Genomic DNA, 11,991 nt, shown 5'->3' with positions numbered 1-11,991 from the left:
ATGGCAAGAGTGTAACACAGATTGAAAATCGCTATTAAAATCGCTTAAACCTAAGGCTTTTACTTGGGAGGCAAATGATGAAAGTGTTTGTTGAATAGCAACTTGAAAGCAGCTTTATTGAAATCAATATTGAGACAAAAATAACAATAAGAGGACAAGATGGAGCGACGTACTTTTATCACTACCGCATTAGCTGGCACTGCTTGCTTAGCTTTGGGCGTTAATTATTGCTCAAGTGACCACTTGAGTGTCAACGCTAAACTAGATGACAAGCATAGATTGTTATTCAGTGTACTGCTGCCTGTTTTTCTCGACGGTGCTTTGCCTGATGTACCTGCATTAAAAAGAGATGCAGAAAATCGCACCTTAGATGCTATTGAACACACTATATCTATACTCCCAAAAGAGAGCCAACTTGAACTAGAACAGTTATTAGATTTGCTCGAGGGCAGACTCGGACTGCTTATTTTGACAGGCAGTATGACGCCGTTAATGATGCGTAATAGTGCGGAGTTAATCGATATGCTGCAAAGCTGGCGCACTAGCTTTATGGAGATGATGGTGACAGCTTACCAAGGCTTACGAGAATTGGTGATGGCGAGCTACTATTCTGCACCAGAACATTGGAGTCGATTGCATTACGCCAAGCCTAACTTCCTGCAGGAGATGAAATAATGCCATTGGTTAATCATATCGGATTTAAGGGGTAGTGCGTGGCGATTGAAGATCCTATTGTTACAGGGCTTAATTCGGGCTGGGCGCATATTAATGCGGGGCAGTTAACAGAAAATCAAACACTTGAAGCAGATGTGGTTATTGTCGGCAGTGGTGCTGGAGGTGGTACGGCGGCTGAGATCCTAACAAAGGCTGGCCTATCAGTGATCATTGTTGAAGGCGGGCCATTAAAGTCATCAAAAGACTTTGTGATGGAAGAGCGTAGCGCCTATCCCGATCTTTATCAGCAAGCCGCTGGCATGAAGACAACGGATAAGGCGATTGGTATTTTTCAGGGGCGGGCAGTTGGCGGCTCGACAACGGTTAATTGGACTACATCAATTCGTACTCCTGAGCCCGCTTTAGCCTTTTGGGCGTCGAATAAATCGGTGCAGGGATTATCAAAAGAAGAGTTAACACCTTGGTTTGAAAAAATGGAGCAACGGCTGAACATCAGTAAGTGGCCGTTCGATCCTAATCGTAATAATGCTGCGTTGAAAGAGGGCTGCGAGCAGTTAGGTTGGGATTACACGGTTATTAAACGCAATGTTAAAGGCTGTTGGAATACTGGTTATTGCGGTATGGGTTGCCCTGTAAACGCTAAGCAGTCAATGTTAGTCACTACAATACCTGCAGCACTTGAGGGCGGCGCGACACTAGTCAGCCAAGCTAAAGTGATGCAACTTGAGCATCATAATGACAAAATCTATGCATTAAAAGCTCAAGCACTAGACAGTAATATGCGACCATTGGCTGTAGAGGTTGTATTTAAGGCGAAGCACTACATTTTGGCTGCTGGCGCTATCCATACCCCCACAATTATGCTGCGCTCTAAGCTACCTGATCCCTATGAGATCATTGGTAAGCGAACCTTCCTCCACCCGACGTTACTCAGCGGCGCGATGTTTACCGATCCTATCAATGGTCATAGTGGAGCGCCGCAATCAATTTATTCCGATGAGTTTGTTTGGAAAGACGGTGCTGATGGAGAGTTAGGTTACAAGCTTGAAGTACCACCTATTCACCCTATTTTGATCGCGTCAAAAACTATCGGTTACGGCCAGAGCCACGCAGAATTGATGGCGAACTTTAATCAGCTTCAAGTAACCATCGCACTTGTTCGAGATGGTTATCATGAGAATAGCCCAGGTGGTGAAGTTAAATTAACAGAATATGGCAGCACATTGGATTACCCATTAACTGATGCATTTTGGCGGGCAGCAAGACGTGCTTATGCCAGCATGGCTGAACTACAATTCGCTGCGGGAGCAAATAAAGTGCTGCCCATTAGTGAAGGCATGCCATATTTAAGTAATTGGTCAGAAGCTAAACAGGCCATTGCGAACATGAATCTTGCGCCATTAAAAACGGTTGTTGCTTCAGCTCATGTGATGGGTGGGTGCCCACTCGGGGAAGATCCTAAGATGTCGATGGTCAACAGTTATGGCGAGTCACACTATTTTGAAAATCTGTCAGTGATGGACGGTTCTATATTTCCTACAAGTCTTGGCGCTAACCCTCAGTTATCGATATATGGCATAACAGCACGCAATGCCACGAGACTTGCAGAAAAGCTAACAAGTTAATTTAACTCTGCTAAAGCATAAAAAAGCCCAGTGTGAACACTGGGCTTTTTTGTCGATATAAAGTTTACTTTGGCAACTATAGTGGCGCTTTTAGACCGTTATTGATTGCACTAACGTCATCTTCGTTCAACGTACCAGCAGCTTGCTTAAGTGCAATGATTGAGTTGATGTAGCCATAACGTGCGTCAGACAATTTACGTTTTGAATCGTAAAGGTCTCGTGTACGGTTCAATACATCAACAATAGTACGCGTACCCACTTCAAAACCTGCTTGAGTCGCCTTCAATGCGCTCTCTGATGAGATCACTGATTGCTCATAAGCTCGGATTGAGCTGATTGAAGCACCTACGTTGTTAAAGTTATTACGTACATCTTTAACCACTTTACGGTGTGTTTGTTCAAGTTTTTCACTTGCTTCAACATATTGATATTGAGCTTGGTTAACTTGAGAAGTGACTTTGAAACCTTCAAAAATAGGGATGCTCAAGGTCACACCTAATGTGCCATTATCAAAGTCAGGAGTACTTGCACCAGCAGCTTCTTGCTCGATACCTTTTCTGTAGCCAGCATCTAAGCTCAATGAAGGCATATGACCCGCTTTATAAAGCGTAATTGTCTCTTCGGCGATATCTTTGCCAATACGCGTTGTCATTAGGTCAACGTTATTGGTTTCTGCCATCTTAATCCAGTCAGTCGACATAGCGGGTGCTACCGGCGATGCTGAAAAACGGTTGGTGTCGAGAATGTTAATGCTCTTGTGATCGATACCGGTGATTTCACGTAATGCTTCATAGCTGTTAGCTAGCGTGTTTTCAGCAAGGATCTCTGTTGCGTTTGCTAGGTCATACTGAGCTTGAGCTTCATGCACATCAGTAATCGCGGTAAGACCAACGGCAAAACGCTGTTTTGTCTGCTCGAGCTGACGTTCAATTGCACGTTTCTCAGAGCCTTGGAATTCATAATTATCTTTGGCTGTTAATACGTCAAAATAAGCCGTCGTAACGCGAATAATCAGGTTTTGCAGTGACGATGCGTATGCTGAGTCTGCTTGTGATGCCGCTTTTTCTGCCAAGCTAAGGCCAACCCAAGCACTGTGGTCATAGATGACTTGCTTAAGTGAGACGCCGCCGACAATACCACTGGTATCTTCACTAGGATCGTTCCAAGCTTTATCGTAACCAATGTTAGCGCTGATTGTTGGTAACAGTGGTGCACGCTGCTCTTGAATTTGCTCGTAAAGCGCATCACGCTGAGCTTTAGCTTGCAGCGCAACAGGATCACTGGTTAAGGCTTGTTGGTATATTTGTAGAAGGTCGTCGGCATGGGCAACTTGCGCTGAGACTGCTAGTGTCAGTGCGGCACATAGAGAACGGATCTTGAATTTCATTTGCTGTCCTTTTTAGACAAAATTCTCCATTGAGGAGCGAATTTAACTTTGTTTTGTTTAGTCATGCCTAGCTTTTATCTTGAAAGTTAGGCGGTTTGCGCTTCCCGACGCTTCCCAATACATCTAAACTTAGTGCATTAGATAGTAAAAACCTACAATTCCTAAGTCAACTAGGAAGTGTAACAGTTTTTTATCGCAATAATCAGATCTGCCTTTATCTTAGTATTAATAATTTTATTTTGCCTCGTTTTGGCATAAACGCTTTGATAAATAAGTAGCTTTAGGAGAATAAATGAACAGTACTTTTAGCCATAAAGATGTCGAGTTGCTCGGCAAAAAAACGCTATATAAAGGCTTTTTCAAGATGGAAGAGTATAAGTTTAAGCACCGTTTATTCGATGGCGGTTGGAGCGACGTCGTTACCAGAGAAGTGTTTGAAAGGGGACACGCCGTGGTAGTGCTACCTTATGATCCCGTTAACGACAAGGTCGTGCTGATTGAGCAGATCCGCATTCCTGTGTTGGAAAGCGCATCTACCCCGTGGCTATTGGAGTTAGTGGCAGGGATGATTGACCCTGGTCAAACATCGCACAACGTTGCCGTTAGGGAGCTTAAAGAGGAAACGGGTTTGACAGCGATAAATGTCACTAAGGTTAATCAGTACTTCTCAAGTCCTGGCGGAACCAGTGAGCGTTTTGACTTTTACTGGGCAGCTGTCGACTCTACCTGTGCTACTGGTCATTACGGCTTAGCTGAGGAACATGAAGATATAAAGGTACATGTCGTTGATAGGGAATTAGCCTACAAAATGACGACTAATGGACGGATTGATAATGCTTCTACGGTTATTGGTTTACAATGGCTGCAGCTAAACTACCGAGATTTGATTCAAAGTAATTGTGAAATATAATCATGATTGCTTGATTTTGAAGAACTTTGGAATGATATCGTGTCAAAAGTAACTTATGCTGGAAAATCTAAGTACCAGCCAAATGTCAGCCAATTTTTGGCTGTTTGTTCGAGAAACTATATGCATATTCAGCGCTGGCTCACCCAAGAGCCTAGTGAAGGAACATATTGGCAGGTTGATGGCGAGTTTGGTCGATTGAATGTTCGCCTATTGGAAAATACCAAATATACCCAATTGGTAGAGATTTCTAGGTGCGTTGGAGAACATGCCCTAGTGTCAACACCAAAAGTCTCTGTTCGCATTTACCATGACGCTAAATTAGCAGAAGTGTTAACTAGTCAACAGATTTACCAATTGCGTCCAGTGTATGATTATCCAAATATGCATATGCATCATCGTGATGAAAAGTATCAAGTGAATGCGTTTCTTGAAGAGTTGTTGAAGATAGATAACTTGACCAAATTTATTTGTGAATCTGATATTTAGGTAATTACTTTGCTAAAAGAGGCAATCTCTTATTCAATTTCTGAATCTGAAAGTGTGAGAATGGTGCAAGTCACTGACCCTCACCTTTTTGCTGATCCTGAAGCTCAATTGCTAGGCGTGAATACAGCTCAAAGCTTAAACGCAGTGTTAAATACTATTGCTGCTGTTGATTATCCAGCCCACTTTATGTTGGCCACTGGAGATATTAGCCAAGACTATTCCAATGAGTCATATCATAGTTTTGTGGACGCGATTGCGCCACTGAAGATCCCTTGTCATTACTTGCCGGGTAATCATGACGATCCGCGCATTATGAATCTGCATATGCAGGGAGATAATGTGCATGGCCAAAAAAGAGTGTTAGCGGGAAATTGGCAAATTATCATGTTGGACTCCACCGTAAGAGGGCGCCCTGGTGGACATATGTCTGAGGCAGAGTTAAATCTCATTGATAGAGCTATTGAAGCTGAGCCAAACCGCCATACTTTGCTCGTTATGCATCATAATCCTGTGCTGGCTGGATGTGCTTGGTTAGATCAGCACTGTATGGACAACGGTAGTGACTTTATTCAACAAGTTTCACGCTATAGACAAGTTAAAGGATTGCTTTGGGGGCATATTCATCAAAGCATTGATACCGTTCACCTTGGGCCTAATGGACCGGTGAAGTTAATGGCTACCCCTTCAACCTGTATTCAATTTAAGCCCAAATCTCCCTATTTTGCATTAGATGCACTACAACCTGGTTACCGTTTGCTGGAGCTTAAGTCTGATGGTAGCATCCTTACTAACGTATACCGGGTCCCAGGTGAAAATTTCTCACCTGACAACGAAGCTGGCGGTTATTAAGCAAAGTTAAAACCGCAGCGTGAGGAACTATGCTGCTTTATATTCATGGATTTAATAGTTCACCCCTTTCGGATAAAGGACTTGTTACTGCAAGTTTTATTCAGCAAAACTACCCAAATTTAGATTTCAGACAACCACAACTGCCGAGTGAACCGCTTGCTGCTATGGCGATGCTGATCGATATTGTCGAAAAGGCTAAAGCTGCGGGAGAGTCGATAAGCTATATTGGGTCTTCATTAGGTGGCTACTTCGCCAGTTATTTGGCTGAAAAGTACGGCGGACGCGCAGTTTTGATTAATCCTGCGGTAAAACCCTTCGAACTGTTTGATGAATTCATTGGCACTCAGTACAATCCCTATACGAACGAAACCTATCAGGTTTTAGCTAAGCACAAACAGGATGTTGCTGAGTTCGATACTGCAGTAATTATTAATCCTGATCGCTTCTATGTTTTGTTACAAACAGGCGATGAAGTACTCGACTATAAACAGGCTGTGCAGAAGTATCATTGTTGCCAGTTGCTGATTGAACCTGGCGGTGACCATAGCTTTATAGGTTATGAACGCCAGCTGTCTGCCATTTGTGAATACCTGTTTTCTTGACAAATAGACCCGTAGGGCCGCAACATGGCCTGAATAACAAAAATAAATGTGTGCTATGACAAATCAATACACCTCAGATGCTATTGAAGTCCTAAACGGACTTGACCCTGTAAAACGTCGCCCAGGTATGTACACCGATACTTCGCGTCCAAACCATTTAGGACAGGAAGTCATAGACAATAGTGTGGATGAAGCACTTGCTGGGCATGCCAGTCGAATCGATGTGATTTTGCATGCCGACAACTCTCTAGAAGTGACCGATGATGGCCGTGGTATGCCTGTCGATATTCACCCAGAAGAGGGGATCCCAGGTGTTGAGCTTATCCTAACTAAACTGCATGCTGGTGGTAAATTTTCAAATAAAAATTACCAGTTCTCCGGTGGTCTTCATGGGGTCGGTATTTCAGTTGTAAACGCACTTTCTAGTCGAGTCGAAATTACTGTAAGGCGTAACGCTGAAGTCTATGACATGGCTTTTGAACACGGTGAAAAGGTCGAAGACCTTCGTGTAACTGGCACATGTGGTCGACGCAATACTGGCACTCGAGTTCACTTCTGGCCAGACGCAAGCTATTTTGATTCCGGCAATTTCTCTATAACCAAACTCAGTTACTTGCTGAAGGCCAAGGCGGTATTATGCCCAGGCTTACGGATTAAGTTTGTCAATAAGCAAACTAACGAAACCCAAGAGTGGTTTTATGAAAGTGGCTTAGAAGATTATCTGAAGTCGTCAATTGACGGCGCTCCTATGCTGCCTGAAGTGCCGTTTGTTGGTAATTTCAAAGGCAACCTTGAAGCTGCTGATTGGGCGATCACTTGGTTACCAGAAGGTGGCGATTACCTAAATGAGAGTTATGTAAACCTCATTCCAACTCCGCTTGGCGGAACCCACGTGAATGGCTTTAGGCAAGGTCTACTGGAGTCTATGCGTGAGTTTTGCGAGTTTAGGAACCTTGTGCCACGCGGCATAAAGCTAACCCCTGAAGATATTTGGGATCGTTGTACTTTTATTCTCTCGATAAAAATGCAAGATCCACAATTTGCTGGCCAAACGAAAGAGAAGTTATCAAGTCGACAGTGTGCAGCGTTTGTATCCGGCATTGTGCGTGATGCCTTTAGTTTGTGGCTTAATACTAATACCGAGCAAGCTGAAGCTTTGGCGGATATGTGCATTAACAATGCACAGAAACGCTTAAAAGCGGCTAAGAAGGTCGCGCGTAAGCGCATTACTTCTGGACCTGCCTTACCGGGTAAGCTAACCGATTGCAGTGGCCAAGATCCCATGCGAGGTGAACTGTTCTTAGTCGAGGGTGATTCTGCGGGCGGTAGTGCCAAGCAAGCACGTGACAGAGAGTTTCAGGCGATTATGCCTCTGCGTGGGAAAATACTTAATACTTGGGAGGTCGATGCAACACAGGTATTGGCATCTCAAGAGGTGCATGATATTTCGGTTGCGATAGGTTGTGACCCTGATAGTAGTGATATTTCAGAGCTAAGATATGGAAAAATCTGTATTCTGGCTGATGCTGATTCCGATGGATTGCATATTGCGACCTTGCTTTGTGCGCTCTTTATGAAGCATTACCGTATTCTGGTTGAAGAGGGGCATATCTACGTGGCAATGCCACCTTTGTTCAGAATCGATATTGGTAAAGAAGTTTTCTATGCGCTTGATGAAGCGGAGCGGGACGGCATTCTTGATCGTATTGCAGCTGAAAAACGCAAAGGCAAAGTGCAGGTAACACGATTTAAAGGATTGGGTGAAATGAATCCTTTGCAACTTCGTGAGACTACAATGGACCCTAACACACGCCGATTAGTTCAACTTACCATTGATGATGCCGATGATACATTAGCACTAATGGATATGTTGTTAGCAAAGAAACGTTCTAGCGATAGAAAAGTATGGCTAGAAACCAAAGGCGATCTCGCACAAATATAGATCGACTGTTTACAATAATAGAGCACTAAAAAAAGAATAATAATGACGTTTGAAAATTACCCCAAGCAAATATTTATCGGTTTATCGGTCATGTTCGCTCAAGTTATTTTTGGCACCGCAGCGTATGCTGCTGAGCCGGTAATGATCACTGTATCAAAAGGCTTTGGCTTAACGCTATTTGCTTCTGATTTAGGTGATGCAAAGCAGTTAGCACTTGGTACTAATGGCACGCTATTTGTTGGTTCTCACAAAGAGGGGATTATCACCGCATTGGTCGATGCCGACCAAGATGGCAGAGTTGATAAGCGTTATATCATTGCCAAAGGGCTTCACTATCCTGAAGCGATAGCCTTCCATGATGGTGCGCTTTATGTCGCAGAAGATGATCGCATATTAAGGTTTGTCGAGATTGAATCTCGCCTGAGGAGACCAGGTCGACCGAAAGAGGTTTATGACCGCTTACCTGGTAATACTAAGAAGAGCCGCCGTGCAATGCATTTTGGTCCAGATGGCAGGCTCTATATTGCCATTGGCGCTCCGTGCAATGTGTGTGAGCCAGAAGATCCGTTTGGCAGTATCATCGCTATTGATGTTAAGAGCGGTGAGAGTGAACAAATTGTCAGCGGTGTTCGCCGAGTTGGGGCATTTGATTGGTCGGTCACAGATAGCGAGCTGTGGTTCTCTGAGCTCGGTCGAGATTGGATGGGTGATAACTTACCGCCGGATGAGATCAATAAGGTTGAAACGGTCGGTAGTCACTATGGATTTCCCTATATCCATGCAACAGATGTTATCGAACCCGCTTATGATAAGCCTGAAAACCTAAAGGTTGTAGCGCCTCAGTTTGAGTTACCTGCTCATGTTGCACCTCTAGGACTACATTTTTATCGTGGCGAGCAATTCCCTGAGCGCTATCATAACCAAATGTTCATTGCCGAAAATGGTTCTTGGAACCGCTCAAGCAAGGTTGGTTATCAAGTGGTAATGCTTGAAATTGAGAACAAAAAGATTGTCAAACGCAGTACCGTTGTCAGCTTTTTAGATGGTGAGTTTCCAGTTGCTAGACCCTATTCATTGATCACCGCTCCCGATGGTGGCATGTATATCTCGGATGATTTGAAAGGCAACGTTTACCGTTTATTTTACAAGAATGCACCAAAGAGTCAGTCACAGGATAATGATTAATGAGTGATGCGATAGATTTAAGCTTAGACGGCGTTGAGCAAATGCCAATGCGCCGCTTCACGGAAGAGGCATATCTTAATTATTCCATGTACGTCATCATGGATCGTGCTTTGCCGCATATCGGTGACGGGCTTAAACCTGTTCAAAGGCGTATTATTTATGCGATGAGTGAGTTAGGCCTGTCTGCGCATTCTAAGCATAAAAAATCAGCCCGTACGGTCGGTGACGTACTCGGTAAATACCATCCTCACGGTGACAGCGCTTGTTATGAAGCTATGGTGCTAATGGCACAGCCATTCTCCTACCGTTATCCGTTAGTTGACGGCCAAGGTAACTGGGGCGCGCCGGATGACCCTAAGTCATTTGCGGCAATGCGATATACCGAAGCTAGGTTATCAAAATTTTCTGAAGTCCTACTCAGTGAATTAGGTCAAGGTACCGTCGATTGGGGGGTAAACTTTGATGGTACGATGAAAGAACCATTGGTTTTACCTGCAAGGCTGCCGCATATCCTGCTCAATGGTATTACGGGTATTGCTGTGGGAATGGCAACCGATGTTCCGCCACATAATGCTAAAGAGCTTGTGGGCGCCTGTATTGAGTTGCTCGATAACCCTAAAGCAGACTTACCACGATTAATGGAATTTGTTCCAGGGCCTGACTATCCAACAGAAGCTGAAATTATTACCCCATCAGCTGATATTGCCAAGATTTATCAAACGGGTCGTGGCTCTATTAAAGCACGGGCGGTTTACACTGTTGAAAATGGCGAGGTGGTGATATCCGCGCTACCACATCAAGCCAGTAGCGGTAAGATTTTAGAGCAGATCGCGGCGCAAATGCAGGCTAAGAAGTTACCTATGGTAACTGACTTACGTGATGAGTCTGATCACGAAAGTCCGGTACGCATGGTGATAGTGCCTCGCTCAAATCGTGTCGATTGCGACCAGATGATGGCGCACTTATTTGCTACGACTGACCTAGAGAAGAGCTACAGAGTTAACCTGAATGTGTTAGGGCTGAATGGTCGTCCGCAGGTTAAGGGGCTACGTGAACTGTTAACGGAATGGCTTGTTTTCCGTATGACCACGGTTAAGCGCCGTTTAGAGTTTAGATTAGATAAAATATTAGCTCGATTGCACATTCTTGATGCATTAATGATCGCATTTTTGAACATCGATGAAGTGATTGAGATCATTCGCTTTCATGATGATCCCAAAGCAGAGTTAATGACTCGGTTTGAACTGTCTGATAAGCAAGCCGATGCGATTTTGGATCTGAAACTTCGACACTTAGCCAAGTTAGAAGAGTTTAAAATCAAGTCTGAGCAAAGTGAGTTAGAAGCCGAGCGAGATAAGTTACAGTTATTGCTAAGCTCTGAGCGTCGAATGAAGACGTTGATTAAGAAAGAGTTGATCAAAGATGGCGAAGATTATGGTGATGATCGCCGTTCACCACTTGTGGTGCGCGGTGAGTCAAAAGCATTAACTGAGCAAGAGTTAGTGCCTGCTGAATCAGTGACTGTTGTCTTGTCAGAAAAGGGCTGGGTAAGGTGTGCTAAGGGACACGAGGTTGATGGTAAGAGCTTATCTTATAAAGCGGGTGATGAGTTCTTGTGTTCCGCTCCAGGACGCAGTAATCAGCCTAGTGTGTTTATTGATACCTCCGGTAGGGCATTTGCAACTGAGACCCATACACTTCCATCTGCACGTTCTCAAGGAGAGCCGATAACGACTCGTTTCAATTTGGCACCTGGTGCGACGATGGAGCATGTGCTACTTGCTGATGAAAGTCAGTGTTACATATTGGCATCCGATGCCGGCTACGGCTTTATTGCTGCCAATAAAGATATGATATCGCGCAATAAGGCGGGTAAAGCACTGTTAAGTCTGCCAGCGAATGCTAAGGTTTTACTGCCACAGAAAGTAGATAAATCGAAAGCTCAGTCAATCTTAGCCATTACCAACGAAGGCAGAATGTTACTGTTCTCCTTAGATGCATTACCGCAGCTAACTAAAGGTAAGGGTAACAAGATTATCGGTATACCGACCGAGCGAGCTAAGAATCGAGAAGAGTTGCTAATTCACCTCAACGTCATCCCTGAGGATATGCCAGTCACACTATGGGCAGGTAAGCGCAAGCTAACGTTAAAGCCGAGTGATCTAGAGCATTATCGAGGAGAGCGGGGCCGCAGAGGCGCTAAACTACCACGTGGATTACAACGTGTTGATAGTGTAGAGCTCGGAGATGGTGAAGCTGTCATCTAATTTCTTAAAATAAAAAATGCAGCCAATAGGCTGCATTTTTTTATCTATTAATTGCTTGGTATT

At 44.1% G+C, this 11,991-nt stretch carries 10 protein-coding genes; 9 read left to right on the top strand and 1 reads right to left on the bottom strand.

The window, feature by feature from the left end:
• Nucleotides 1-159: 159 nt before the first annotated feature.
• Both K5R16_RS05700 and K5R16_RS05695 read left to right on the top strand, forming a co-directional pair.
• On the top strand, nt 160-675 hold the full coding sequence (locus K5R16_RS05700) for a TAT leader-containing periplasmic protein (RefSeq protein ID WP_220736573.1): 516 nt from the start codon (nt 160-162) through the stop codon (nt 673-675).
• Nucleotides 676-713: 38 nt separating this feature from the next.
• The gene (locus K5R16_RS05695) at nt 714-2,300 is read left to right on the top strand and encodes a GMC family oxidoreductase (RefSeq protein WP_220736572.1); all 1,587 of its coding nucleotides are present in this window, start codon (nt 714-716) and stop codon (nt 2,298-2,300) included.
• 76 nt (nt 2,301-2,376) lie between these two features.
• Here K5R16_RS05695 and tolC read toward each other — a convergent pair whose 3' ends face one another.
• Nucleotides 2,377-3,687, bottom strand: coding sequence for an outer membrane channel protein TolC (gene tolC, locus K5R16_RS05690; protein ID WP_220736571.1), 1,311 nt, complete (start codon nt 3,685-3,687; stop codon nt 2,377-2,379).
• A 292-nt stretch (nt 3,688-3,979) separates the two neighbouring features.
• Between tolC and nudF the strand changes: the two genes are divergently transcribed.
• The 7 genes from nudF (at nt 3,980) to parC (ending at nt 11,928) form a co-directional block, all read left to right on the top strand.
• A complete protein-coding gene (nudF, locus tag K5R16_RS05685; RefSeq protein WP_220736570.1) occupies nt 3,980-4,597 on the top strand; it encodes an ADP-ribose diphosphatase in 618 nt (205 codons plus the stop codon).
• A gap of 39 nt (nt 4,598-4,636) precedes the next feature.
• A complete protein-coding gene (locus tag K5R16_RS05680; protein ID WP_259649773.1) occupies nt 4,637-5,083 on the top strand; it encodes a DUF1249 domain-containing protein in 447 nt (148 codons plus the stop codon).
• Nucleotides 5,084-5,092: 9 nt separating this feature from the next.
• Complete coding sequence (cpdA, locus tag K5R16_RS05675) at nt 5,093-5,932, top strand: 3',5'-cyclic-AMP phosphodiesterase (protein WP_220736569.1); 840 nt, start codon at nt 5,093-5,095, stop codon at nt 5,930-5,932.
• Nucleotides 5,933-5,961: 29 nt separating this feature from the next.
• Nucleotides 5,962-6,534 carry a YqiA/YcfP family alpha/beta fold hydrolase gene (locus tag K5R16_RS05670; protein WP_220736568.1) on the top strand — a complete coding sequence of 191 codons (573 nt, stop codon included), beginning with the start codon at nt 5,962-5,964 and terminating at the stop codon, nt 6,532-6,534.
• A gap of 55 nt (nt 6,535-6,589) precedes the next feature.
• Nucleotides 6,590-8,476, top strand: coding sequence for a DNA topoisomerase IV subunit B (gene parE, locus K5R16_RS05665; RefSeq protein WP_220736567.1), 1,887 nt, complete (start codon nt 6,590-6,592; stop codon nt 8,474-8,476).
• A 90-nt stretch (nt 8,477-8,566) separates the two neighbouring features.
• A complete protein-coding gene (locus K5R16_RS05660; protein ID WP_259649779.1) occupies nt 8,567-9,661 on the top strand; it encodes a sorbosone dehydrogenase family protein in 1,095 nt (364 codons plus the stop codon).
• A complete protein-coding gene (parC, locus tag K5R16_RS05655) occupies nt 9,661-11,928 on the top strand; it encodes a DNA topoisomerase IV subunit A (RefSeq protein WP_220736565.1) in 2,268 nt (755 codons plus the stop codon). The genes K5R16_RS05660 and parC overlap by 1 nt, the downstream gene beginning before the upstream one ends.
• Nucleotides 11,929-11,991 lie beyond the last annotated feature (63 nt).

This window comes from Shewanella sp. c952 (assembly GCF_019654975.1).
Lineage (GTDB): Bacteria > Pseudomonadota > Gammaproteobacteria > Enterobacterales > Shewanellaceae > Shewanella.
This window is presented reverse-complemented; position numbering and strand designations above follow the sequence as displayed.